Raw genomic sequence first — 24350 nt, forward strand, 5'->3', positions numbered from 1 at the left:
GATAACGGCTTCCGTACGTGCTCTTATCTGACATCTACGCGCGTTACGATCGCGGCGAAACCAGCGCCGGAAGAGGCGCTTCGGTCAGGTTTGAAGGAGCCTTCCCTTGCGCCGGATCACCAGGATTGCCACCGCGGGCGTTGCGTCCGCGGCGCTCGCCCTCAGCGTCACCGCGTGTGGCGGAAGTTCGTCGGACGCCGGTTCCGACTCCGACGGCGACAAGGCCGCCATCGCGTACGACATCGGTGGCCGTGGCGACCAGTCGTTCAACGACGCCGCCTACGCCGGACTCGAAAAGGCGGAGAAGGACCTCGACGTCCAGGGCAGCGAGGCCGAGCCTTCCGACGGCGAGGGAGACGCGGACAAGGTCCAGCGCCTCACCGAGCTGGCCCGCTCCGGCAACAACCCCGTGATCGGCGTCGGCTTCGCCTACGCGCCCGCCATCAAGAAGGTCGCGCCGAAGTTCCCGAAGACCACCTTCGGCATCATCGACGACGCCTCGGTCACCGGCGACAACATCGCCAACATCGTCTTCAACGAGGAGCAGGGCTCCTACCTCGCCGGCGTCGCCGCCGCCAAGGTCACCGAGTCGAAGACGGTCGGCTTCATCGGCGGTGTCGAGACCCCGCTGATCAAGAAGTTCGAGGCGGGCTTCGTCCAGGGCGTCAAGGACACCGACGCCTCGGTCAACGTGCTTCCGCAGTACCTGACGCAGCCGCCGGACTTCGGTGGCTTCTCCAAGCCCGACCTCGGCAAGGCCGCCGCACAGGGCCAGCTCGACAAGAAGGCCGACGTGATCTACTCGGCCGCCGGTCTGGCCGGTTCCGGTGCCATCGAGGCCGTCTCCAAGGCGGGCAAGTGGAACATCGGCGTCGACTCCGACCAGTACCAGCAGAAGGGCCTCGCGGCCTACAAGGAGTCCATCCTGACCTCGGTCACGAAGGACATCGAGGACGCGGTCTTCAACCTGATCAAGTCGGTCCAGGACGGCGAGCCGCAGACGGGTGAGATCCGCTACGGCCTGGACAAGAACGGCGTCGCCCTGTCGATGTCCAACCCGGCCTTCGTCGAGATGAAGGACGTCATCGCCGCCGTGGACAAGGCCAAGCAGGACATCATCGACGGCAAGATCACCGTCAAGTCCGCTCCGTAAGGCGCCAGGGGGTGCCCGGCACCCCCTGAGCCCGACGGCCCAGCCAGGGCCTCGGGTCCCGACGGCCCCCGCGCCGTCACCCCGGCCGGTTTCCCAGGCCCTGCCCGTACGCCGCTCGGCTTCCGCCGCCGCGGCGCACGGGCAGGGCCGCGGACCGGCCCCGCCTCCGCATCCGCCGTCCGGGGGTTTCACCGAAACCTCCGCGGCGACCCGCGCGGAACCCGACACCCGAAGAAGATCCGCCTCTCGCAGTGCTCTCCCACCCGGCCCGAACCCGCGTCCGGGCCGCGATGTGCACCCGTGTTTCACGATTCGGCAGCGCTACGCGTGTAGACAGCTCTCCGGCGCGATAACTTCACCCCCGCCCCCAGGGGGCCTCCGACAGCCCCTCAGCCCCCTCAGCCCCTCCGCCCCCGCTCCTGTCCGGCCAAGGAGAGTGCGTCATCAACGCGTCCAGCAGCCCCCCTGCCGTAGAACTGCACGGCATCACCAAGCGCTTCCCCGGCGTCGTCGCCAACCACGACATCGACATCACCATCGGCAAGGGCACCGTCCACGCCCTCGTCGGTGAGAACGGTGCCGGCAAGTCCACCCTGATGAAGATCCTCTACGGCATGCAGAAGCCGGACGAGGGCACCATCGCGATCGACGGCGAGCAGGTCTCGTTCTCCAATCCGGGCGACGCCATCGAGCGCGGCATCGGCATGGTGCACCAGCACTTCATGCTCGCCGACAACTTCACCGTGCTGGAGAACGTCGTCCTCGGCGGCGAGCAGCTGTACGGCATCGGCGCCGGCGCCCGTAAGAAGATCAAGGAGATCTCCGACGCGTACGGGCTCGGCATCCGGCCCGACGCGCTCGTGGAGGACCTCGGGGTCGCCGACCGGCAGCGCGTGGAGATCCTCAAGGTCCTCTACCGCGGCGCCCGCATCCTGATCCTGGACGAGCCGACCGCGGTCCTCGTGCCGCAGGAGGTCGACGCGCTCTTCGCCAACCTGCGCGAGCTCAAGGCCGAGGGCCTGACCGTCATCTTCATCTCGCACAAGCTGGGCGAGGTGCTCTCGGTCGCCGACGAGATCACGGTGATCCGCCGCGGTACGACGGTGGGCACCGCCGACCCGGCCACCACCACGACCAAGCAGCTCGCCGAGCTGATGGTCGGCAGCGAGCTGCCCTCGCCGGAGACCCGCGAGTCCACCGTCACCGACGTACCGATGCTGCGCGTGCAGGACCTCGCACTCACCGTCACCGACCCCGACGGCACCGTCCGCGACGTGCTCGCGGGCATCGACTTCACCATCCACCAGGGCGAGGTCCTCGGGATCGCCGGAGTCGAGGGCAACGGCCAGACCGAGCTCATCGAGGCCCTGATCGGCATGCGCGACCCGGACGCCGGGGTGATCACCCTCGACACGGACGACATCTCGCACGCCCCCACCCGCAAGCGGCGCGAGTCCGGTATCGGGTACATCCCCGAGGACCGCCACCGCCACGGCGTCCTGCTGAACGCCCCGCTGTGGGAGAACCGCATCCTCGGCCACGTCACCGAGAAGCCCAACAGCCGCGGCTGGCTGCTGGACAACAAGGCCGCCCGCACCGACACCGAGCGCATCGTGCGCGAGTACGACGTGCGCACCCCCGGCATCGACGTCACCGCGGCCTCGCTCTCCGGCGGCAACCAGCAGAAGCTGATCGTCGGCCGCGAGATGAGCCACGCCCCCAAGTTCCTGATCGCCGCCCACCCCACCCGCGGTGTGGACGTCGGCGCGCAGGCCCAGATCTGGGACCAGATCCGCGAGGCGCGCCGCGAAGGACTCGCCGTCCTGCTGATCTCGGCCGACCTGGACGAGCTGATCGGGCTCTCCGACACCCTGCGCGTCATGTACCGCGGCCGACTGGTCGCCGACGCCGACCCGGCCACCATCACCCCGGAGGAACTGGGCACGGCCATGACCGGCGCCGCCACCGGTCACCTCGAAAGCCCGGAGGACGAGGCCCGATGAAGAAATTCGACAAGGACCGGCTGATCCTGGGCTTCGCCGGCCCGGTGCTCGCCCTGGTCGTCGCCCTCGTGCTGACGACCGTGGTGCTGCTCGCGTCCGGGCAGAACCCCTTCGAGCCGTACCGGATCATGTTCGAGTCGGCCAGTTACGCCGACGTACAGGTCCTGATCGTCAACCAGGCCGGTACGTACTACCTCGCCGCACTCGCGGTGGCCGTCGGCTTCCGGATGAACCTGTTCAACATCGGCGTCGACGGGCAGTACCGCCTCGCCGCCATGGTGGCCGCGCTGGTCGGCGCGAGCGTCACCCTGCCGGGGCCGCTGCACATCGCGCTGATCGTGATCGTCGCGATGCTCGTGGGCGCGTTCTGGGCCGGCATCGCGGGCTTCCTCAAGACCACCCGCGGGGTGAGCGAGGTCGTCTCGACGATCATGCTCAACTCGATCGCCACCGCGCTGGTCGCCTGGCTGATCCTGCCGAAGAACTTCGGCGAGCAGCCGCCCGGCTCCAACAACCTCACCACCGGTGAGATCGCGGAGTCCGGCTGGTTCCCGGGGCTGCCGATGGGCGACCTGGCCGGAGAGATCTACGGCTTCACCTTCGTCGCCGCCGGCTGCGGCGTCCTGTACTGGTTCGTGCTGAACCACACCCGGTTCGGCTTCGACCTGCGTGCCACCGGCGCCAGTGAGAGCGCCGCCCAGGCATCCGGTGTGGACGCCAAGAAGATGATCCTCACCTCGATGCTGATCTCCGGCGCGGTCGCGGGCCTGGCGGGGATGCCGACGCTGCTCGGCGACACCCACACCTACAGCCTCGACTTCCCCACGGGCATCGGCTTCACCGGCATCACCATCGCGCTGCTGGGCCGGAACAACCCGCTCGGCATCGCCCTCAGCGCCCTGCTGATCGCGTTCCTGGACAAGTCCTCGGCCTCGCTCGACCAGTACGGGTACGAGAAGGAGATCGCGACGATCATGCAGGGCCTGATCGTGATCTCGGTCGTCGTCTCCTACGAGCTGGTCCGCCGTTACGGCATCCGCCGCCAGCAGCAGAAGGTCGGCGAGGAGCTCGCCGCCGGACACGCCCTCACGACCGAGAAGGAGGCGGCCCTGTGAGCACCAGCAAAACCATCGCCGCACGCCCCGCCCCTCTGAAGGGCGGCCGCCGCAAGCTCTCCCTGCCCGTCGTCCTGCTGATCATCGCGGGCGCGCTCGCCCTGGTCTCGCTGGTCCGCCTCATCAGCGGCGCCAACGACATCACCTCGGTCGGCCAGGTCCGCGGCGCCCTGGCACTCGCCGTCCCGATCGGCCTCGCCGGACTCGGCGGCCTGTGGGCCGAGCGCGCGGGCGTCATCAACATCGGCCTCGAAGGCATGATGATCCTCGGCACCTGGTTCGGGGCCTGGGCCGGGTTCCAGTGGGGCCCGTGGGTGGGTGTCCTCTTCGGCATCCTCGGCGGCTGCCTCGGCGGCCTGCTGCACGCGGTCATCACCGTCACCTTCGGCGTGAACCACATCGTCTCCGGTGTGGCCATCAACATCCTCGCCGTCGGAGTCACCCGCTACCTCTCCAACTTCGCCTTCGACGGCGTCCAGGGCGGCTCCTCCAAGCAGTCCCCGCGCATCGACCCGATCGACAGGATCACCGTTCCGGGGCTGTCGGACTGGATGCAGGACCTGCAACAACAGCACTGGTTCCTGATCTCCGACCTCGCGGGCATCATCGGCGGGCTCGTCACCGGCCTGTCCCTGCTCACCGTCGTCGCCCTGCTGCTGATCCCCGCCACCTGGTGGATTCTGTGGCGCACCCCGTTCGGGCTGCGGCTGCGCTCCTGCGGCGAGAGCCCCACGGCCGCCGAGACCCTCGGCGTCAACGTGTACAAGTACAAGTACATCGCCGTCACCGTCTCCGGCGGTCTGGCGGGCCTCGGCGGCGCGTTCCTCGCGATCGTCGCCACCGGCATCTACCAGGAGGGCCAGACCGGCGGCCGCGGCTACATCGGCCTCGCCGCGATGATCTTCGGTAACTGGATGCCGGGCGGCATGGCGCTGGGAGCCGGGCTCTTCGGCTTCACCGACAGCCTCAAGCTGCGCGGCGGCGCGGAGAACGTCCACGCGATGCTGCTCCTGCTGGCGATCCTGCTGGTCATCGCGGTGCTCTGGCAGCTGTACAAGAAGAAGTACGTCTCCGCGGCGATCGCGGCGGTCGTCTCGGCGCTGCTGTTCACCTGGTACTTCCTGACCGACCAGGTGCCGAGCCAGTTCGTCGACGCCGCTCCGTACGTCACCACGCTGCTGGTCCTCTCGCTATCCGCGCAGCGGCTGCGGATGCCGAAGGCCAACGGCATGCCGTACCGCAAGGGCGAGGGCAAGTGACCTCGTTCGGCGAGTCCGACTGGGAGGCTCTGCGGGAGGCCGCACGGGACGCCATGTCCCGTGCGTACGCCCCCTACTCGGGCTTCCCGGTCGGTGTGGCCGCCCGGGTCGACGACGGCCGCACGGTCACCGGCTGCAACGTGGAGAACGCGTCGTACGGTCTCTCGCTCTGCGCCGAGTGCGGTCTGGTCTCCCAGCTCCAGGCCACCGGCGGCGGCCGACTGACCCACTTCACCTGCGTGGACGGCACCGGGGCGATCCTGGTGCCGTGCGGCCGGTGCAGGCAGCTGCTGTACGAGTTCGGCGGACCGGAGCTGCTGCTGGAGACGCCGGACGGCCGACGCACGCTGGATGCCATGCTGCCGCAGTCGTTCGGCCCGCAGCACCTCGGCTGAACCGCAACCCCCGGCGGTGGCTCTTCCCCTCGTGGAAGGGCCACCGCCTTTCCCCTCTCCCCCTCTCTATGCGCGTAGAGTCGGCAGGACCCTGCGTACGCACCGGCCGGAAGGATTCCCATGGACGCCATCTCCGTCATCCGCACCAAGCGGGACCGAGGCGAGCTGACCCCCGAGCAGATCGACTGGGTCATCGACGCGTACACCCGCGGCGAGGTCGCCGACGAGCAGATGTCCGCCCTCGCCATGGCGATCCTGCTCAACGGCATGAACCGCACCGAGATCGCCCGCTGGACCGCCGCGATGATCGCCTCCGGCGAGCGGATGAACTTCGACGCGCTCTCCCGCCCCACCACCGACAAGCACTCCACCGGCGGCGTCGGCGACAAGATCACCCTGCCGCTGGCCCCGCTCGTCGCCGCCTGCGGCGCGGCCGTGCCGCAGCTCAGCGGCCGGGGCCTCGGCCACACCGGCGGCACCCTGGACAAGCTGGAGTCCATCCCCGGCTGGCGCGCCCACCTCTCGAACGAGGAGATGCTGAACGTCCTGGACACCACCGGCGCGGTCATCTGCGCCGCCGGTGACGGGCTGGCCCCGGCCGACAAGAAGCTGTACGCGCTGCGCGACGTCACCGGCACCGTGGAGGCCATCCCGCTGATCGCCAGCTCGATCATGTCCAAGAAGATCGCCGAGGGCACCGGGGCGCTCGTCCTGGACGTCAAGGTCGGTTCCGGCGCCTTCATGAAGACCATCGAGGACGCCCGCGAACTGGCCTCCACCATGGTCGCGCTCGGCACCGACAGCGGCGTACGGACGGTGGCCCTGCTCACCGACATGTCGACCCCGCTCGGCCTCACCGCGGGCAACGCCCTGGAGGTACGTGAGTCGGTCGAGGTGCTGGCGGGCGGCGGCCCCAGGGACGTCATCGACCTCACCCTCGCGCTCGCCCGCGAGATGCTGGACGCCGCCGGACTCAAGGACGCCGACCCCGAGAAGGCGCTTGCCGACGGCTCCGCGATGGACGTCTGGCGCCGGATGATCTCCGCCCAGGGCGGCGACCCGGACGCCACCCTCCCGGTCGCCCGTGAGCAGCACGTGGTGACCGCGCGCTCCTCCGGCGTCCTCACCCGCCTGGACGCCTACGACGTCGGCGTCGCCGCCTGGCGCCTGGGCGCGGGCCGGGCCCGCAAGGAGGACCCGGTGCAGGCGGGCGCGGGCGTCGAACTCCACGCCAAGCCCGGCGACACCGTCACCGAGGGCCAGCCCCTGATGACGCTGCACACGGACACCCCGGAGAAGTTCGACTACGCCCTGAAGGCCCTCCCGGACGCGTACGACATCGCCCCGGCGGGCACATCGTTCGCGCCGCTCCCGGTGGTGCGGGAGCGTATCGCCTGACCTGCGGATTCCTCGTACGGGTGAACGGGACCGGTGGACTGCCACCGGTCCCGTTCGGCATGCTGGACTCGGGCCTTGCGTCCGGATCAGGGTGGATCAGGGAGCGGGGTCCGGTGCGTGCAGCTGCAAGGCGGAGGATTGAGGCATGGCGGAGCCATGGTGATTGACGACAACGCCGCAGATGCGCGCACCGGGGCCCGCGAGCCCGCCGTGATCCGGACGCAAGGCCCCAGGTGACGTACCGATAGAGGAGACCGCCATGAGCGCACTCACCGTCGACCCCGTGCCGGGCCACGGCCAGGACTGGGACGACCTCGTCCGGATCTGGGAGGAGACGGACGCACCCGAGGGCTGCAAGGTGGAGATCATCGAGGAGATCGTCACCGTGTCGCCACCGCCCTCCAAAGACCACAACACCACCGCTGAGCTGCTCCAGCGCAGGCTCTACACCGTCATCCCGGAGGACTGGGGGATCTACCAGACCCTCGGCCTCGCCCTGCCGGGGCGGGGCGGGATCTACATCCCCGACCTTGTGGTCGTGGACCGCGCCACGGCCTCCGGCCCGGGGCACACCGTCCCCGCCGAGGAAGCCCGCCTCGTCGTGGAGATCACCTCCCGCGCCAACGCCAACCACGACCGGGTCAGCAAGGTGAACGGCTATGCCAAGGCCGGGGTGGAGCTGTTCCTGCTCCTTGACCCCTGGCACTCCGGCCGCCCGACCGCGACGCTCTACGGAGAGCCGGAGGGCGGCACGTACCGGGTCCTGGAAACGGTCGAGTACGGACGGAAGCTGACGCTCCCCGCGCCGTTCGAGCTGGTTGTGGACACCGGCGTCCTCCCGGTCAGCTGACGCACGAACGGCCCGCCGCGCGGAAGGGGTTCCGTGCGGCGGGCCGCAGTCGTGCAGGGCACCCTGAGGGTGAACTACCCGAACTGCACGTGAGTGCCTGTCACTTGCCCAGGTACGCGCTGTAGATCTTCACCGACGAGATGTTGCCCTTCTTGTCGGTGACTGTGGCGGAGAAGGAGATCGCCTTGCCCTTCGCCGGGTTCTTGACGGTGATCCTCCCCTTCTTGACCGTGACCTTCTTCCAGGTCTTGCCGCCGTTGTAACTGACGTACGTCTTCAGCGACTTCAGGTTCTTGCCCGCGGCCGCGCCGTGCACCTTGACCGGGACGGAGACGGTCTTGCCCGCCTTTGCCCGACCGTCGACGCCCACGGCCGGGGTGAACCGGACCGTGGAGACCGGCAGCATGGTGAAGCCGGTCTTCTTGGAGCGGAACGTCCAGGACGCGTCCACCCGGGTGGAGAGCGGGCTGATCTTCGCGCTGTGCCTGACCGAGGTCGACAGCTTGTACTTCGCTGCGCCGGCCGGCACCTTGAAGGGCTCCCAGCCGGTGAGCGGGTCGTTGTTCTGACCGAACTTCTTGCCGTTGCGGTACAGGACGGTCTTGACCGACGAGAGCGCCTGCGAGCCCGGGTTGCCCCGGCCGTCGGCCAGCAGCGGGAGCGATCCGCCGAGCAGGTCGCCCTCACGGGTGATGCCGAACCGCTTGTTCACCAGCGGCCCGAACACCGGGGTGTTCACGGTCCTGGAGTACGTCCTGCCCGCCTTGTACGCGGCCATTTCGCCGATCACGTAGTCGGCCTCGTAGGTCGAGAAGCCGTCCGCGTCGGCGGGGCCCAGCTGGCTGAAGTCGAGCGTCCACCGCACCTTGTCGGCAGTGGTGACGTACAGCGTGCGGGTGCCCGGCAGCTTCTGCTCGACCGCGGTGATCCAGCCGCCGCCCGACGTGGGCAGGACCCCCCAGGCACCGATCGCGCCCTTCTTCTTCGGCGCGCTCGCCCCCATGGCGACCTTCACCTTGGCCAGGCTGCCCGCGGTGAACTTCCGCTGGTAGCCGGTCGCCAGCTGCTTGACCTTGCCGCCGACCGCGACGTCGTACTGCGTGGACGCGTTCGTGGTCCAGGTGCCCGTCCAGTGCTGGGCGAGCGAACCGTCGGTGATCTTCGGGCCCGCGTGCAGCGTGCGGAAGTGCGCCGGGGAGTCCATCAGCCAGCCGAAGGAGACCTGGTCGTTCTTCGACTGGACGGAGTAGTCGGGCGTGAACGTCCACGCCTTCGCCTTCTTGGCCGGGAACCTGAAGGACACCGGCTTCGCCTTGCGGGCGTCGAACGTCAGCGAGGTGTTCTTGGCGACCGTGATCTTCGGCTGGGCGATCCAGTCGACGCCCTTGGTGAAGTCCTCCGGGTGGCCGTAGACCGTGGAGTTGACCACGTACGTGCCCTTGGGCACCCGGATCTTCGCCGTGCCGTCGACGACCCGCGGACTCAGGAACGAGCCGCCGGCCTTGTCGTCGAAGCCGTAGAGCATGCTCTCCGCGTAGGGCGCCGGACGGCCGTCGCGCCCGAGGTGCTTGACGGTGAGGTCGTAGCTCTCGACCTCACGCTCGACGGCGGCCGCCGTGCGCACGGTCTGCCCGCCGCCGGTCGCCACCACGTACGCGGAGTAGATGCCGTCCGCCGTGCCGCCGATGCGGGTGTCGGCGGTCAGCGTCGCCTCGGCGGTGCCGCCCGCGGGCACGGTGACCTTGTCCGTGCCGAGGGTGAAGAAGCCTGCCGGGGCGGGCTTGCCCGTCGGACCCGTGCCCGTCACCTTCAGATCGAGGGTGACGTCGCTCGTACCGAGATTGCGGTACGTCACCTTCTCGGTGACCGGGACGTCGTCGGTGTGCGGCCACTGCTGCACACCGAAGCTCACCGAGACCGGCTCGGCCACGACGCTCTGGGCGATCGCACGGTCCACCGCGATCCGGCCGGAACCCTGCTGGAACGGGTGGTACGCACCGGCCTTGGTGGACGCGGTCAGCGCGCCCTTCAGCTCCGTGTACGACCAGTCCGGGTGCTGCTGCTTGAGCAGGGCGGCCGCGCCCGCGACATGCGGGGTGGCCATCGACGTACCCGAGATGGTGGCGTAACCGGCGGGCTTCTCGCCCACCTCCCGGGCGATCGCCGAACCGGGCGGAACGGCCGCCGTGGTGTCCACGCCGGGGGCCGTCACATCCGGCTTGATCGCACCGTCACCGATCCGCGGACCACGGCTGGAGAACTCCGCCAGCCGGTCCTTGTCGTCGACCGCGCCCACGGTCAGCGCGGCGTCCGCGCTGCCCGGCGAGCCGACCGTGCCCGCGCCGTCGCCCTCGTTGCCCGCGGCGATCGCGAACAGGACGCCCTTCTCGGCCGACAGCTTGTCGACCGCCGCCTCCAGCGGGTCCACCTCCGGGGTGTCGGGGCCGCCGAGGCTCAGGTTGACGATGTCGGCGCCCTGGGCGACCGCCCACTCCATTCCGGCCAGGATGCCGGAGTCCTCGCCGTAGCCCTCGTCGTCCAGCACCTTGCCCGAGAGCAGCTTGGCGTCCGGTGCCACGCCCTTGAACCTGCCGCCCGACTTGGCGCCGGTGCCCGCCGCGATCGAGGCGACGTGCGTGCCGTGGCCGACCCGGTCCTTGAGGTCCTCGGACGCGCTGAAGTTCTTCGACGCCAGGATCTGACCCTTGAGGTCGGGGTGGGTGGTGTCCGTCCCGGTGTCCAGGACCGCGATCTTGACGCCCTTGCCGGTGAACCCGGCCTGCCAGGCCTTCGGGGCGCCGATCTGCCCCACACTCCGGTCCAGGCTCGCCCGGCGCACGCCGTCCAGCCAGACCCGGTCGACGCCTGCGGCGGTGGTCACCCGCTCGCCCCCGGAGCGACGCTCGGTGAGCGCCTTCCAGATGTCCGGCGCGTCGGCGGTCGGCGTGGTCACCGACTCGGCGTTCAGCGACTTCAGGCTCCGGCCGACCTCGGTGCCGCCCGCGTCGCGGACCTGCGCCTTCGCCGCGGAGGTCTGCTTGCCCCGGTAGCCGACGATCAGCTTCAGACCGTCCCGCTGGGCCCGCAGGTTCTCCGGCCGGCTCAGCTCGGTGACGTCGAAGAGCCGCCGGTCGAGCTTGCCGGAGACGATCAGCCGGTGGGCGTCGGCCGGGATGACGAGGGTGTGTCCCTCGTTGCTCATCCGCTGGACCGGGATGTGCTCCCGGCCCTTCGCCGGCCGGAAGGAGACCGGCCGGCCCTTGGCGTCCACGCTGACCCGGTCACCGGTGATGAGGGTCAGATGGTGCAGCTCCCGGTCCTGGGCCTGCGCACGGATGCCGGTCGTCCCCCTCGGGTCCGGCTGGGCGACGGCAGGGCTGACCATGCCGGCCGCCAGTGCCACGGCGGCCGCTGTGGCGACCGCGGGTATGCACGCGTTTCTCACGTGTCTGCGCAACTCTCCCCCTGGAGAACTCGATGGTTCTTCGTGCCGTCGGTCCGCAGGCCCACAGGAGTAGCGACGGGTGCGGCCGCCGGTTCACCGAACTAGAGGGAAAGCCGGGTGCGTTGGTTCGCGGAATCTGCACGGAAGCTCCGAGATGACGCAAAAGTGCCCCTGCCCGGGGGCCGAGCGAAGGGGGCCGTGCGGAAGGGCCGATGAATTTCGCCCGCGCGGGCGGTCTCCCTGGTGTGGACGCCGAAAATCCGATCACCCTGACCGTGACCGGCCGGGTCAGCCGTGCTGTCGTACCCGACCTCTGTGCCGAGCTGGAGCGTGCCCTCGCCGGGCCGCGGGGCGCCGCCCTCGCCCCCGGCGCGGCGGTGGACTGCGATGTGGGCGGCGTGGTCCGGCCGGATCTGACCGCCGTCGAGGCGGTGGCCCGGCTGGCACTCGTCGCCCGCCGGGCCGGACACACCCTGCGGCTGCGCCGGGCGGAACCCGAATTCCGGGCGCTGCTGGACCTGGTGGGGCTGGCCGAGGTGGTGGCCCTGGAGGAGGGCCCGGAGGAACGGGTGCCGGAAGCGCACTGACGTACGGAGAACGGCCGACGGGCAGTCGGCCGTTCTCCGTACGCAGGGACCTCAGGACGTGCTTACTGCCTCAGGACGTGCTCACGGTCTCAGACGCCCGCGGGGGCCTCAGCACACGCGTACGGTGTCAGACGCGCGCACCGCCTCAGGACGCGTCGGCCGGCAGTCGCTCCGGCAGCCCGAACAGCGGGAACCAGCGCGGGACGTCGAGGAAGCAGTGCATCCCGGTGATCGCCCCGTCCCGCACGTCGATGATCTGCACCGCCCACGGCACGAAGCCGTCCCCCTCCGCATCGGGCTTGTAGTGCGCGAAGGCCGGGGAGCCGTTGGCCGAGACGGGCACCAGCCGGGAGCCCGCGCAGGCCGCGCCGATGGAGGTCATGAAGCCCGTGATGTCCCCGGTGCCCCGGAGCCACAGGTCGAACGGCGGCATCGTCATCACCGCGTCCTCGTGGAGCAGCGCGGTCAGGGCGGCCATGTCATACCCCTCGAACGCCTTCACATAGCGCTCCAGGAGCTTCTGCTGCTCCTCGTCGAGCGGGTCCGCCGCGTCCCCGGCCCGCCCCTCCGTCTCCGTCAGCGTGGCGCGGGCCCGCTGGAGGGCGCTGTTGACCGAGGCCACGGAGGTCTCCAGCAGCTCGGCCACCTCCGCGGCCTTCCAGGCGAGGACCTCGCGCAGGATCAGCACGGCCCGCTGCTTGGGCGGCAGGTGCTGGAGCGCGGCGACGAACGCGAGGCGCACCGACTCACGCGCCACCGCCGCCTCCGCCGGGTCCTGGACCGACGGCAGGATGCGGCCGTCGGGCATCGGCTCCAGCCAGACGTTCTCCGGGCGGGGGCTCAGCGCGGCCTGGGCGAGCGGGGTCGGGCCGGTCAGATCCACCGGGCGGGCGCGCTTGTTGCCCGCGTTCAGCATGTCCAGGCAGACGTTGGTGGCGATCCGGTAGAGCCAGGAACGCAGCGAGGAACGGCCCTCGAACTTGTCGAAGTTGCGCCAGGCGCGCACCAGGGTGTCCTGCACCGCGTCCTCGGCCTCGAAGGCCGAGCCCAGCATCCGGTAGCAGTAACCGGTCAGCTCGATCCGGTGCCCTTCCAGACGGCTGTCGATCCCGGCGCCATCGGCCGTGCCGGGCTTCCCGGCGCCCGCCGCTCCCGAGGCAGTCGTCGTGGTCAGATCGCTCATCGCTCCACCCCTGTCGCGCAGCCGCGCTGTGGCATCCGTCACCCGGTACATCGGAAGCTACCGCAGGCCACTGACAGCCGGGGCGGAATCCGGTCGGGAAAGCGGACAGGGGTGCCGGACGCCGTGGCTCCGGCCACGGTGTCCGGCACCCTCGGGTGCGCCCAGCGCCTCGCTCAGGTCCCGGGCTTGCGCCCGTACACGTACACGTCGTCGCCGTTCTTCAGCAGTTTCCAGTATGCCTTCGCGTCGGCGGGGCGCATGTTGACGCAGCCGCCCGAGCCCGGCGGGTTGTACATGGACTTGGTCACCGAGTGGAACGCCTGGCCGCCGTCGAAGAACTGGGAGTGGGGCATCCAGACCTTGTAGATGGTCGACCAGTGCTTGATGTTGCGCCAGTAGATCTTCTTGGACCCGGTCCGGGTCTCGACGCCGTTGCGGCCGGTCCGCACCGGCACCGGCCCGTACTTCAGCTTCTTGCCGTCCTGGATCCAGCTCAGCTGCCGCGTCAGGTCGACGCAGGCGATGCGCCCCTTGTTGGTGGGGCACTTCCTGGCCTTGTTGGGGTTCTTCCCGGCCGCCTTCTGGGCGAGCATCGTGTTCATCGTGCGCCAGGTCAGCGGGCCGGCGTAGCCCATGGTGGGGGTGATCCCGTGCTTCTTCTGGAACTTCTGGATCGCCTTGCAGTCGGCGGTGGACTGCTTGCCGTCCACGGGCCGCTTCAGGAACTTCTCGACCTGCTTCTGGTACGGCCCCGCCGACTTGGTGCAGGACGCCGCGTGGGCGGAGGTGCCGGTGCCCAGGACCAGGGCGGGTGCGGCCACCAGCCCGGCCACGGAGAGCGCCACCCCACGCTTCAGCCGTCTTCCGGATATTCTCGCCGTGACTCCCATGCGCGCCAACTCCCCTTCGCCCCCAGTGCGTTGTTGATTACGCCTGGTAGACGTGCGAAGGGGAGCGGTGGTTGCGCGCAGGTATGTGTCAGTTGCGTCCCGGTTGTGCGCGGGTGGAGCCGCTCACCGGGTGACGGGGACGAGCGCCCGTCGTTCCGCCCGCGCCACCCGGGTCCCGTACAGCGTGATCGAGACGACGCCGAGGACGGCGAGCAGCCCCAGCGCCACCGTCGCCGCCCAGCCCCCGGTGTGGAAGGCGATCGCGCCGAGCGTGCCGCCCGCGCTGGAGCCCAGGTAGTACGCCGACTGGTAGAGCGCCGATGCCTGCGCCCGGCCCGTCGTCGCGGTCCGGCTCACCGAGGACGAGGCGACCGCGTGCCCGGCGAAGAACCCGGCCGTGATCAGCACCAGGCCCAGCAGCACGGCGGCCAGCCGGTCGGCCAGCGAGAGCAGCAGCCCGGCCGCCGTGGTCGAGACCGCCAGATACAGCGCGCCCCGGCGGCCGAGGCGGGCCACCAGCCGTCCGGCCGCGGCGGAGGAGACCGTACCGACCAGGTAGACCAGGAAGATCGAACCGATGACGCCCTGCGGCAGGCTGAACGGCTCCTCGATCAGCCGGTAGCCGATCACCGTGTAGACCGCGCCGAACACCGTCATGAACAGCGCGCCGATCGCGTACAGCCGGACCAGCAGCGGGTTGCCCAGGTGGGTCGCGACGGTCTTCGCCAGCGTCTTCGGGTTCAGTGAACCGGGCCGGAAGTTGCGGGCCTTGGGGATCAGGAAGTGGAAGGCGACGGCGCACGCCAGCGCGAGCAGCCCGACCGCCGCGAGCGCGGCGCGCCAGCCCCAGGCCTGGGCGACCCAGCCGGTGAGGATGCGGCCGCTCATACCGCCGATGCTGTTGCCCGCGACGAACAGCCCGATCGCGGCGATCAGCGCCTTGGGCCGTACCTCCTCCGCGAGATACGCCATCGCGGAGGCCGGAAGCCCGGCGAGCGCCGCGCCCTGGACGGCCCGCAGGGCGATCAGCCAGCCGACCGAGGGGGCGAACGGCACCAGCAGCCCGACCAGCACCGCGACCGCCAGTGACGCCGTCATCATCTGCCGCCGCCCGAACCGCTCCGAGAGCGCGCTCAGCGGCAGCACGCACAGCGCCAGCGCCCCGGTCGCCGCCGAGACCGTCCAGCTCGCCTGCCCGGCACTCGCGCCGTACGCGGCGGAGATCGCGGGCAGCAGCGCCTGGGTGGAGTAGAGGAGGGCGAAGGCCGCGACACCCGCGGCGAAGAGCGCGAAGCTCATCCGGCGATATCCGGGGCGGCCGGGCTCCAGGCGCTCGTCGGCGGCGGGAGCGGCAGTGGTGGTGACGGGGGACGACGGGTCGGAGGCACCCACCACGACGGTGGATGCCCCGGTATCAGCGGGAGGCATACGTCGAAAGTAGACGGACCGGTTTCATGCGTCCAATGCACGAAACCGTCATAATCAATCCCATGGCGCATGAACGCAGCTCAGGACCTCGGCTGTCACCAAGTAGTTACGAAGAAGACATCCGGGCAGTCCTCGCCCCCCGCCTCGCGTACTTCGAGGCGGTCGCCCGCCACGAGCACGTCACCCGCGCCGCGCACGAGCTCGGCGTCCCGCAGTCCACGCTCTCGCGGGCCATGGTCCGGCTCGAAGCGGACCTGGGCGTCGCCCTGTTCGCCCGCAAGGGCCGTACCGTCTCGCTCACTCCGGCGGGCCGCACCTTCCTCGGCTCGGCGGAACGGGCCCTGGCCGAGGTGGAGAAGGCCGCCGACTCGGTCCGCGCGGACGCCGACCCGACGGCGGGCCGGGTCTCCTTCGGCTTTCTGCACACCATGGGCTCCGAGACCGTGCCCGCCCTGATCCGCGCCTTCCGGGTCGACCACCCGAGGGTCCGCTTCCAGCTCGTGCAGAACTACGGCGAGGCGATGATCGAACGGCTGCGCGCGGGCGGTCTCGACCTCTGCCTCACCTCGCCCGTGCCCGACGCCCCCGACCTGGTCACCCGCCGCCTCGACGAACAGCGGCTGCGCCTGGTGGTCCCGGACGACCACCGCCTCGCCTCGCGCCGCCGCATCCGCCTCGCGGAGGCCGCCGACGAGACGTTCGTGACCCTGGAGCCCGGTTACGGGCTGCGCCGCATCACCGACGACCTCTGTGCCCAGGCGGGCTTCACCCCGCGCGTCGCCTTCGAGGGCGAGGAGGCGGAGACCCTGCGCGGACTGGTCGCCGCCGGGCTCGGTGTGGCCCTGCTGCCGCCGCCCGCGGTGGCCCGGCCGGGCGTCGTCGAGCTGACGGTGACGGCCCCGCGCGCGGCCCGCGAGATCGGGGTCGCCTGGCTGGACGGGCACCCCGACACCCCGCCGGTCGCGGCTTTCAAGCGGTTCCTGCTCTCGCGCCGGGGGAACCTGCTGCCGGACTGAGGGGGAGGCCCGGGCGCGGTTCGCCCCTCTATCCGAAATGGAATGAATGTTCCGTTGGCTCATACTTCATCCACCGCCCCGCTCACCCGGCAGGTCGTGCGGGCCACCGTGGTCGGAGAGGTGCCCTGCAGCGTCGTGGGGTACGACTGCCCGGCACCCGCCTCAGTGCCGCAGCGACCGCCCGAACCCCGCCGCCAGCGGCATCCGCAGCCCCAGCGGCGGCGGTGCGGCCAGCGCGTCCGCGACCGGGCGGGCGTAGGACCGGGCGAACAGCGAGCCGCGCACGAAGTCGGCGGCCAGCGCCACCACTTCGGACCGGTGCTGGCGCAGTGCGTGCCCGTCGGAGTGGACCTCGAAGCGGCAGGTGTCCCGGTTGGACTTCTTCGCCCGCTCGGCCAGCCGGTACGACAGCTCCGGGTCGGTGTGCTCGTCGTTGGTGCCGTGCACGATCAACACCCTGCGCCCCGTCAGCTGTTTCACCGGCTCCGGGGCGGCCGCGGAGTGCTCCGGCAGCCACGGGGCCATCGCCAGGACGGAGTTGACCGCCCCGTGCCCGGCGGCCCGCAGCGCGGCCCGGCCGCCCATCCCGTGGCCGACCAGGCACACCGGTACGTCCCCGTAGCGCCGCTGGACCTCGTCGGCGGCCCACACGGCGTCCCGGACCGGGTGCTCGTCGTCCGCGTTCCAGCCCCGGCAGCGGTAGCGCAGCACGTGTACCGCGAGCCCGTCACCCTCCCCGGCCCGGGCCAGGGCGCGGGCGAACGGCAGTTGTGCCGCGTACGACAGGGTGGAGGGGCGGCGCCGTGAGTCGGCCTCCCCGTCCGGGAGCAGCAGAACCACGCCGCTGACCTCGTACGGTGCTCCGGTCGTCTGTACGGCCCGCCCCAGCCTGGGGGGTGTCAGGGGGAGTGCACGCTGTCCCATGACAGAACAGTCTCAGAAGAGCGGGTGTACTCCACCCGACTTCCCGGTCACTGTTACGCATCGACAGAAGGCGTCGACGGGTGCTCTACGCGCGTAGGCGCTAGAGTGCCCAGATGACGAGCCAGACCCCGAATGTCCCTGATTCCGACCAGATCCGGCGCGCCCCCAAGGTGCTGCTCCACGACCATCTCGACGGCGGCCTTCGGCCGGGCACGATCATCGAGCTGGCCCGCGCGCAGGGTTACGACTCCCTCCCCGAGACCGAGACCGACAAGCTCGGCATCTGGTTCCGCGAGGCCGCCGACTCCGGTTCGCTGCCGCGGTATCTGGAGACCTTCGCCCACACCTGTGCCGTCATGCAGACCCGTGACGCGCTGTTCCGGGTGGCTGCCGAGTGCGCCGAGGACCTCGCCGAGGACGGTGTCGTCTACGCCGAGATCCGCTACGCCCCCGAGCAGCACCTGGAGGGCGGCCTGACCCTCGAACAGGTCGTCGAGGCGGTCAACGCGGGCTTCCGCGAGGGCGAGCGCATCGCCCGCGCCAACGGCCACCGCATCCGCGTCGGCGCCCTGCTCACCGCGATGCGGCACGCGGCCCGCGCGCTGGAGATCGCCGAGCTGGCCAACAGCTACCGCGACCAGGGCGTCGTCGGCTTCGACATCGCGGGCGCCGAGGCCGGCTTCCCGCCCACCCGCCACCTCGACGCGTTCGAGTACCTCAAGCGGGAGAACAACCACTTCACCATCCACGCGGGCGAGGCCTTCGGGCTGCCGTCGATCTGGCAGGCCCTCCAGTGGTGCGGCGCCGACCGGCTCGGTCACGGGGTCCGGATCATCGACGACATCGAGGTCGCCGAGGACGGCTCGGTCACCCTCGGCCGCCTCGCCTCCTATGTGCGGGACAAGCGCATCCCGCTGGAGATGTGCCCGACCTCCAACCTCCAGACCGGGGCCGCGACCTCCTACGCCGAGCACCCGATCGGGCTGCTGCGCAAGCTGCACTTCCGCATCACGGTGAACACGGACAACCGGCTGATGAGCGGCACGACCATGAGCCAGGAATTCGAGCGGCTGACCGAGGTCTTCGGATACACGCTCGACGACATGCAGTGGTTCACAGTCAATGCGATGAAATCAGCTTTCATTCCTTTCGACGAACGTCTCGCGATGATCAATGACGTCGTCAAGCCCGGTTACGCGGAGCTGAAGTCCGAGTGGCTTTTCCGCCAGACCGCTGTGACCAGCGGATCTTCGGTGTCCGCCGGTTGATCCTCCCCATGCGGGAAGCGGTCGGGAGGCATATTCCCGGCCGCTTTCCGCGTGTCGGGATGTTTGCGGAGCGGGCGGCGGGATGGCTAGCTTGCAGAGCCGCTCACATCCCCTTCCCCAAGGACGAATTCTCCATGAAGAAGTCTGCTGCCAAGACTCTCGGTGTCGCCGCTCTCGGTGCCGCTTTCGCCGCTGCCGCCGCCGGCAGCGCCTCCGCGGCTCCCTCCCTGCCGCTCGACACCGCGGCCGGCGCCCTCCCCGTCTCGACGATGGCGCTGGACACCGTCGCGCAGTCCGTCCAGCACGCCCCGGTCCAGGACACCGTCGACAAGGTCCTCGGCGGCGACGCCACCGACGCGGCCGCCCCGGTCACCGGTCTCCTCGGCGGACTGCCCACCCAGGGCCTCTCCGCCAACGGAATCCCGCTCGGCGGCTGATCCGCACCCGCGCATGCCGGTGGGGCGCACACCCTGACCCAGGGTGTGCGCCCCACCGCGCGTTTCCGCTCCCCGTCGCGCGGCGCGTCACCAGGCCGAAGCGGACGAGGCGGACTTCTCCGAGGGCAGCAGCGCCCAGAGCGCCAGGTAGATGAGGAACTGAGGGCCGGGCAGCAGGCAGGAGACGACGAAGATGACGCGCATCGTGCCGGCCGACGTGCCGAAGCGCCGGGCGAGTCCCGCGCACACGCCGCCGATCATGCGGCCTTCAGTGGGGCGGACCAGTGCGGCCATGGTGGGCTCCTTCGCGAAGCGTTGCCGAGGGAGCAGCCTGTTGTGCTCCCGATGTATCCATGGTGCCGCGGCGAAGGGGGACAAAGCATCGCTCTACGGGGCGATACCGACCCCGGTAATCGTCGGGGTCGACCCCTGAGGGGCCTCGTCCCTGAGGCGGGTCTCCTGGTGGTACCGGGGGAGGTCCCGTACCCCCGGCAGCCCCCGGCGGCGCAGCCGCGCCCGGCAGACCGGTACGACCAGGAGATGCGCCAGCGCGATCCCGGTGGTGTTCAGCAGCACCGAGTCGACGTCGACGATCTGACCGGGCACCCCGGTCTGGCCCAGCTCGATCGCCAGCGAGATCAGGGCCCCCGCGGTGACCGTGCGCAGCAGCGAGACCCAGGGGGAGACGAAGATCCGCCCGCCGGCCATCGGCAGCAGCACACCGAGCGGGGCCAGCAGGAGCAGCGCACCGCCGATCCGGCGGGCGGCCTCGGCCCGGCCGAGCGCGAGGTCCGCTCTGATCCCGGCGAACGGCTCGAAATTCGCGGCCGCGATCCAGGGCACGTCCAGCGGGCGCATCGTCAGCCACCCGACGAGCAGCAGATGCGCGAGGAGGAGCGTGACCCCCGCCGCGCGGAAGTGGATGACGGTCTGACCGTCCGAACCTTGACGCACGCCCACCAAGACGTTCCGACCGGCAGGATCGGTTCCGTGACTTTCCCGGCCGCCCGGTGCGGCTGCGTGGTGCGGCTGCCCGGACGGACCCGGACCGGACATCCGCCCGTCAGCCCGGGGTGCCGGTTCAGTCCAGTCGGAGCGCGTCCGGAGTGGTCGGGTCCTGCGGCCGGGCCTTCGTCTGCGAGGTGCAGAGGTAGGCGCGCGGCGGGTAGGCCCCGGGGCCGCCCAGGACCACCGAGCCATCCGTCTGAAGCGTCTCGCTCTCCGCGTACGTGCACACCAGCTGGGCCAGCGCCTCCGCCGACAGATCCTCCGGCTGGCTGCTCAGCCGCAGGGTGCCCGCCGGGTCGTTCGCCCGCGCCGGATCGACCCGCAGGCCCGCCGGGACCGCCGTGGAGAACCCGGCCCGCCGCTCGCTCTCGGGCGGCGCCTGCTGGACCTCCTTCAGCAGCGCCCGAGCGGCCTTGAGGCGGTCGGAGCCGACCGTGCCCTGTGCCACCTCACGGTCCACGGTCACCAGCTGCGAGGCACACACCAGATACACCTCGGCCGTCACACTGTCCGGAGACCGGGCCGTGACGTCCGACGCGGTCAGCCGGCACGGCACCCGCGAGGGCGCGGCCCCCGCGTCCACCGGCACCGTCGTCGTACGGATTCCGCAGCCGGAGACCAGCGCCGCGGCGGCCAGCAGAGCGGCCAGCGCGGCCGCCGTACGCCGCGGACCACGCGGGCCGCACCGAAGCGGACCGTGCGGGCAGGTGCCATCGCCGAGCTTCACGTCGCCCCGCCCCCGTCCACGTCATCGTCCCGGCCCTCCGCGTCGCCGTCGTCCGGCCGCGTCAGCTTCCCCGCGTCGCGCGGCAGCCGCAGCTCGAAGACGGCCCCGCCGTCCGGGGAGTTCGCCGCCGTGATGTCACCGCCGTGGATGTGCGCGTTCTCCATGGCGATGGAGAGCCCGAGACCGCTGCCCTCCGACCGCGGCCGGGAGGCACTGGCCTTGTAGAACCGGTCGAACACGTGCGGCAGGACCTCCTCCGGGATGCCCGGACCGTGATCCCGTACCTCGATGACCAGCTCATCGCCGTCGGTGCGCACCCGGACCCCCACCGGCGAACCCCCGTGCTTGAGGGCGTTGCCGATCAGATTGGCCAGGATCACATCGAGCCGGCGCGGGTCGAGCCTGGCCATCGTGCCCCGCTCCGCGTCCAGGTCCACCGCGTCCAGCCAGGCCCGGGCGTCGATGCACGCCGTGACCTGGTCGGCGACGTCGACGTCGTCCAGCACCAGATGGGCCGTGCCCGCGTCGAAGCGGGTCACCTCCATCAGGTTCTCCACCAGGTCGTTCAGCCGCCGGGTCTCGCTGACCACCAGATGCACGGCGGGCGCGATCATCGGGTCGAGGCTGTCCGCCTCGTCCTCCAGCACCTCGGCCACCGCGGTGATCGCGGTCAGCGGGGTGCGCAGCTCGTGCGACATGTCGGCGACGAACCGGCGGCTCGACTCCTCCCGGGCGCTCATGTCCGCGACCTTCTTCTCCAGCGAGCTCGCGGTCTTGTTGAACGTACGGGAGAGATCTGCCAGTTCGTCCGTGCCGGAGACCACGAGCCGGGTGTCGAGCTTGCCCTCACCGAGCTTGCGGGCCGCGTCGCCCAGCCGCTGCACGGGCCGCAGCACCGTCGTCGCGGCGGCCTGCGCCAGCAGCGCCGAGCCGACCAGCGCGAGGGCCGTCGCGATCCCCAGCGACCAGGCCAGCGAGTTGAGGTCCTGCCGCTCCTGGTCGAGGGACTTGAGCATGTACCCGGTCGGGCCGCCGCCGATGATCCGCGTACCCGCGACCAGATACGGCGTGCCGGCGATGCTCGTACGCTGCCAGAACAGGTGGTACTCGTGCTCGTTGCTCGCCGTCAGCGGCTGCTTGCGGGCCACCTGCCCGCGCAGTGAGTCCGGCACGTCGGCCAGGGTGAACGTGTCGAGGTCGGAGTAGCCGACGATCGGCTTGCCGCGCTCGCGCTCGTCCTCCAGCAGCACGCTGTAGCCGGGACTGTCGCTGGCCATCTGCGCCGCCGCCCGCTGGAGGTCGTCCTTGGTGGGCCGCTCCGGCAGCGTCGCCGCAGTGTCCTGCATCTGCCGCCGGAAGTCGTCGAGCGCGGTGCCCTGCGTACGGGTCAGCACGGCCTCACGGTTGAGCCAGTACGCGATGCCCGACGCGGACACCGCGGCGGTCAGCGCCACCAGCGCGAACACCACGACCAGACGCAGCCGCAGACTGGTCCAGCGCAGCCCCGCACGCAGGGACCGCTTGGCGGTTTCGGTCACTGAGGCGAGTCCAGCCGATAGCCCACGCCCCGCACCGTACGGATCAGGGTCGGCGAGGACGGCACGTCCTCCACCTTCGCGCGCAGCCGCTGCACGCAGGCGTCCACCAGCCGGGAGTCGCCCAGGTAGTCGTGCTCCCAGACCAGGCGCAGCAGCTGCTGCCGGGACAGGGCCTGGCCCGGCCGGCGGCTCAGCTCCAGCAGGAGCCGCAGCTCGGTCGGCGTGAGCTGGAGGTCCTCCCCGTCCTTGGTCACGGTCATGGCGGAGCGGTCGATGACCACGTTCCCGAAGGTCGCGGAGTCGGTCGACTCGCGCTCCCCGCGGCGCAGCACGGCCCGGATCCGGGCGTCCAGCACCCGGCCCTGGACGGGTTTGACCACATAGTCGTCCGCGCCGGACTCCAGTCCCACGACGACGTCGATGTCGTCGCTGCGCGCGGTCAGCAGAATGATCGGCAGCTGGTCGGTGCGCCGGATACGCCGGCACACCTCGAAACCGTCGATCCCGGGCAGCATGACGTCCAGCACGACCAGGTCGGGCCGCTGCTCACGCAGCAGCTCAAGGCCGTCCTCTCCCGTCGCCGCGGTGGCCACACGGTGGCCCTGGCGTGACAGCGAGAGTTCGAGGGCCGTGCGGATGGCGTCGTCGTCCTCGATCAGCAACAGGAAAGGCACGGACGTCATTCTGGCCCATGGTGGCGCTTCAGTTCGACCTGTGGCCCGGTCCCCTTCCCGGGGCACGGTCACAACCGCCCCTGTGACAGGCCTGTGACAGTCGGAGGACAGTGCCATGAAACTGCCCCGGCAAGCTCTTTGGCACAGGGAACGAACGGACTCCACCGATAGGGGGCGCGAGATGAACGCACTGCACAGCACCAGCTCAAGCGCAGTTGTCACGCGTCTCCACGACTTCGGCCGGAGCACCGAGAAGTCCGGTGCCACGAACGTGCGGGGGTGCGTTCGGGGCGTCGGGCGTCAGCATCCGTCGACTGCGGAGCAGATGCGCAAGTCGTACATGACGGTGGTTGACGCACCCACGGGGGAGAACACGGGGGGTAACGGGGGAAGCGCGTACGGGGAGGTCACGGGGGATCGCGGAGCCCGGACGGAGGACGCGGACGCCGAAGCGGTGTTCACGGCCTACGTCCAGGAGCGGCGGGCCTCCCTGTACGCAACCGCCTACCACCTGACCGGCGACCGGTTCGAGGCCGAGGACCTGCTCCAGAGCGCCCTCTTCTCGACGTACCGGGCGTGGGACCGGATCAGCGACAAGGCGGCGGTCGGCGGCTATCTGCGCCGCACCATGACCAATCTGCACATCAGCGCCTGGCGCAGGCGCAAGCTGAACGAATACCCGACCGAGGAGCTGCCGGAGACGGTGGGCGACACGGACGCGATGCGTGGCACGGAGCTGCGGGCGGTGCTGTGGCAGGCGCTCGCCCGGCTGCCCGAACTTCAGCGCACGATGCTGGTCCTGCGGTACTACGAGGGCCGCACCGACCCGGAGATCGCGTCGATCCTCGACATCAGTGTCGGCACGGTGAAGTCGAGCATCTGGCGCTCCCTGCGCCGGCTGCGCGAGGACGAGGTCCTCAGCTTCGGACGTGACGAGCAGGAGTCCTTCGGCGAGCTGGTGGCCTGAGGCAGAGGCCCTCCGCTTCGGGGGAGGCGGGGGCCGGGGGAAGCACGGGGGAGCGGAAAGCGGGGACCGAGGGGACCCAAGGGGA

22 protein-coding genes are annotated in these 24350 nt (G+C 70.7%); 12 read left to right on the forward strand and 10 right to left on the reverse strand.

Translation table 11 applies throughout. The features are described from left to right. The first annotated feature begins 106 nt into the window (after positions 1 to 106). From RI138_RS20995 to RI138_RS21025, 7 genes are all read left to right on the forward strand, one after another. Positions 107 to 1153: a BMP family lipoprotein gene (locus RI138_RS20995; RefSeq protein ID WP_311121155.1), complete on the forward strand. Its 1047-nt coding sequence runs from the start codon at positions 107 to 109 to the stop codon at positions 1151 to 1153. 419 nt (positions 1154 to 1572) lie between these two features. Continuing rightward, entirely contained in the window at positions 1573 to 3156 is a 1584-nt protein-coding gene (locus RI138_RS21000) for an ABC transporter ATP-binding protein (RefSeq protein WP_311122960.1), read from the forward strand. Then, complete coding sequence (locus RI138_RS21005) at positions 3153 to 4271, forward strand: ABC transporter permease (protein ID WP_311121156.1); 1119 nt, start codon at positions 3153 to 3155, stop codon at positions 4269 to 4271. The genes RI138_RS21000 and RI138_RS21005 overlap by 4 nt, the downstream gene beginning before the upstream one ends. Further along, positions 4268 to 5530 carry an ABC transporter permease gene (locus tag RI138_RS21010; RefSeq protein WP_311121157.1) on the forward strand — a complete coding sequence of 421 codons (1263 nt, stop codon included), beginning with the start codon at positions 4268 to 4270 and terminating at the stop codon, positions 5528 to 5530. Before RI138_RS21005 ends, RI138_RS21010 begins: the two co-directional genes overlap by 4 nt. Beyond that, the gene (locus RI138_RS21015) at positions 5527 to 5925 is read left to right on the forward strand and encodes a cytidine deaminase (protein ID WP_096623528.1); all 399 of its coding nucleotides are present in this window, start codon (positions 5527 to 5529) and stop codon (positions 5923 to 5925) included. Before RI138_RS21010 ends, RI138_RS21015 begins: the two co-directional genes overlap by 4 nt. A 120-nt stretch (positions 5926 to 6045) precedes the next feature. Then, the gene (locus RI138_RS21020; RefSeq protein ID WP_096623530.1) at positions 6046 to 7323 is read left to right on the forward strand and encodes a thymidine phosphorylase; all 1278 of its coding nucleotides are present in this window, start codon (positions 6046 to 6048) and stop codon (positions 7321 to 7323) included. Positions 7324 to 7582: 259 nt separating this feature from the next. Then, complete coding sequence (locus tag RI138_RS21025) at positions 7583 to 8173, forward strand: Uma2 family endonuclease (protein ID WP_311121158.1); 591 nt, start codon at positions 7583 to 7585, stop codon at positions 8171 to 8173. 100 nt (positions 8174 to 8273) lie between these two features. Here RI138_RS21025 and RI138_RS21030 read toward each other — a convergent pair whose 3' ends face one another. Next, the gene (locus RI138_RS21030; RefSeq protein ID WP_449343298.1) at positions 8274 to 11576 is read right to left on the reverse strand and encodes a S8 family peptidase; all 3303 of its coding nucleotides are present in this window, start codon (positions 11574 to 11576) and stop codon (positions 8274 to 8276) included. Between the two features lie 254 nt (positions 11577 to 11830). Between RI138_RS21030 and RI138_RS21035 the strand changes: the two genes are divergently transcribed. Beyond that, entirely contained in the window at positions 11831 to 12205 is a 375-nt protein-coding gene (locus RI138_RS21035) for an STAS domain-containing protein (RefSeq protein WP_096623534.1), read from the forward strand. A gap of 145 nt (positions 12206 to 12350) precedes the next feature. On the opposite strand, the gene RI138_RS21040 is transcribed toward RI138_RS21035, so the two are convergent. The 3 genes from RI138_RS21040 to RI138_RS21050 all read right to left on the reverse strand — a co-directional run bounded on the left by RI138_RS21040 (position 12351) and on the right by RI138_RS21050 (position 15706). Then, positions 12351 to 13388 (reverse strand): sigma-70 family RNA polymerase sigma factor, encoded by a 1038-nt coding sequence (locus RI138_RS21040; protein ID WP_311121159.1) that lies wholly within the window; start codon positions 13386 to 13388, stop codon positions 12351 to 12353. A gap of 173 nt (positions 13389 to 13561) precedes the next feature. Continuing rightward, positions 13562 to 14278 carry a L,D-transpeptidase family protein gene (locus RI138_RS21045; RefSeq protein ID WP_311121160.1) on the reverse strand — a complete coding sequence of 239 codons (717 nt, stop codon included), beginning with the start codon at positions 14276 to 14278 and terminating at the stop codon, positions 13562 to 13564. 123 nt (positions 14279 to 14401) lie between these two features. Beyond that, positions 14402 to 15706: an MFS transporter gene (locus tag RI138_RS21050; protein ID WP_311121161.1), complete on the reverse strand. Its 1305-nt coding sequence runs from the start codon at positions 15704 to 15706 to the stop codon at positions 14402 to 14404. Positions 15707 to 15768: 62 nt separating this feature from the next. Between RI138_RS21050 and RI138_RS21055 the strand changes: the two genes are divergently transcribed. Then, entirely contained in the window at positions 15769 to 16722 is a 954-nt protein-coding gene (locus tag RI138_RS21055; protein ID WP_065487641.1) for a LysR family transcriptional regulator, read from the forward strand. 162 nt (positions 16723 to 16884) lie between these two features. Here the strand turns inward: RI138_RS21055 and RI138_RS21060 are convergent, their stop codons facing one another. Beyond that, positions 16885 to 17646, reverse strand: coding sequence for an alpha/beta hydrolase (locus RI138_RS21060; RefSeq protein ID WP_311121162.1), 762 nt, complete (start codon positions 17644 to 17646; stop codon positions 16885 to 16887). A 113-nt stretch (positions 17647 to 17759) separates the two neighbouring features. Here RI138_RS21060 and RI138_RS21065 point away from each other — a divergent pair, with 113 nt between their 5' ends. Next, on the forward strand, positions 17760 to 18914 hold the full coding sequence (locus RI138_RS21065; protein WP_311121163.1) for an adenosine deaminase: 1155 nt from the start codon (positions 17760 to 17762) through the stop codon (positions 18912 to 18914). Between the two features lie 134 nt (positions 18915 to 19048). Next, a complete protein-coding gene (locus RI138_RS21070) occupies positions 19049 to 19351 on the forward strand; it encodes a hypothetical protein (RefSeq protein ID WP_096623544.1) in 303 nt (100 codons plus the stop codon). Positions 19352 to 19438: 87 nt separating this feature from the next. Here RI138_RS21070 and RI138_RS21075 read toward each other — a convergent pair whose 3' ends face one another. The 5 genes from RI138_RS21075 to afsQ1 form a co-directional block, all read right to left on the reverse strand. Next, the gene (locus tag RI138_RS21075; protein ID WP_018490974.1) at positions 19439 to 19645 is read right to left on the reverse strand and encodes a PspC domain-containing protein; all 207 of its coding nucleotides are present in this window, start codon (positions 19643 to 19645) and stop codon (positions 19439 to 19441) included. Positions 19646 to 19738: 93 nt separating this feature from the next. Then, positions 19739 to 20311, reverse strand: coding sequence for a VanZ family protein (locus RI138_RS21080; protein WP_311121164.1), 573 nt, complete (start codon positions 20309 to 20311; stop codon positions 19739 to 19741). 121 nt (positions 20312 to 20432) lie between these two features. Further along, entirely contained in the window at positions 20433 to 21086 is a 654-nt protein-coding gene (locus RI138_RS21085) for a hypothetical protein (RefSeq protein WP_311121165.1), read from the reverse strand. Beyond that, complete coding sequence (locus RI138_RS21090; RefSeq protein ID WP_311121166.1) at positions 21083 to 22624, reverse strand: HAMP domain-containing sensor histidine kinase; 1542 nt, start codon at positions 22622 to 22624, stop codon at positions 21083 to 21085. The genes RI138_RS21085 and RI138_RS21090 overlap by 4 nt, the downstream gene beginning before the upstream one ends. Next, positions 22621 to 23298, reverse strand: coding sequence for a two-component system response regulator AfsQ1 (gene afsQ1 / locus RI138_RS21095; RefSeq protein ID WP_006127084.1), 678 nt, complete (start codon positions 23296 to 23298; stop codon positions 22621 to 22623). The genes RI138_RS21090 and afsQ1 overlap by 4 nt, the downstream gene beginning before the upstream one ends. A 181-nt stretch (positions 23299 to 23479) precedes the next feature. On the opposite strand from afsQ1, the gene RI138_RS21100 reads away from it, so the two are divergent. Beyond that, positions 23480 to 24265, forward strand: coding sequence for a SigE family RNA polymerase sigma factor (locus RI138_RS21100; protein WP_096623552.1), 786 nt, complete (start codon positions 23480 to 23482; stop codon positions 24263 to 24265). Positions 24266 to 24350 lie beyond the last annotated feature (85 nt).

It is taken from the genome of Streptomyces durocortorensis, from assembly GCF_031760065.1.
GTDB lineage: Bacteria > Actinomycetota > Actinomycetes > Streptomycetales > Streptomycetaceae > Streptomyces.

Bases quoted from the DNA above. Each gene is read 5' to 3' on its own strand.
- RI138_RS21050 (WP_311121161.1), bottom strand. From the start codon at position 15,706: ATGCCTCCCGCTGATACCGGGGCATCCACCGTCGTGGTGGGTGCCTCC.
- RI138_RS21020 (WP_096623530.1), top strand. From the start codon at position 6,046: ATGGACGCCATCTCCGTCATCCGCACCAAGCGGGACCGAGGCGAGCTG.
- RI138_RS21070 (WP_096623544.1), top strand. From the start codon at position 19,049: ATGAAGAAGTCTGCTGCCAAGACTCTCGGTGTCGCCGCTCTCGGTGCC.
- RI138_RS21055 (WP_065487641.1), top strand. From the start codon at position 15,769: ATGGCGCATGAACGCAGCTCAGGACCTCGGCTGTCACCAAGTAGTTAC.
- RI138_RS21100 (WP_096623552.1), top strand. From the start codon at position 23,480: ATGAACGCACTGCACAGCACCAGCTCAAGCGCAGTTGTCACGCGTCTC.
- RI138_RS21005 (WP_311121156.1), top strand. From the start codon at position 3,153: ATGAAGAAATTCGACAAGGACCGGCTGATCCTGGGCTTCGCCGGCCCG.
- RI138_RS21045 (WP_311121160.1), bottom strand. From the start codon at position 14,278: ATGGGAGTCACGGCGAGAATATCCGGAAGACGGCTGAAGCGTGGGGTG.
- RI138_RS21035 (WP_096623534.1), top strand. From the start codon at position 11,831: ATGAATTTCGCCCGCGCGGGCGGTCTCCCTGGTGTGGACGCCGAAAAT.
- RI138_RS21065 (WP_311121163.1), top strand. From the start codon at position 17,760: ATGACGAGCCAGACCCCGAATGTCCCTGATTCCGACCAGATCCGGCGC.
- RI138_RS21060 (WP_311121162.1), bottom strand. From the start codon at position 17,646: ATGGGACAGCGTGCACTCCCCCTGACACCCCCCAGGCTGGGGCGGGCC.
- RI138_RS21075 (WP_018490974.1), bottom strand. From the start codon at position 19,645: ATGGCCGCACTGGTCCGCCCCACTGAAGGCCGCATGATCGGCGGCGTG.
- RI138_RS21025 (WP_311121158.1), top strand. From the start codon at position 7,583: ATGAGCGCACTCACCGTCGACCCCGTGCCGGGCCACGGCCAGGACTGG.
- RI138_RS21040 (WP_311121159.1), bottom strand. From the start codon at position 13,388: ATGAGCGATCTGACCACGACGACTGCCTCGGGAGCGGCGGGCGCCGGG.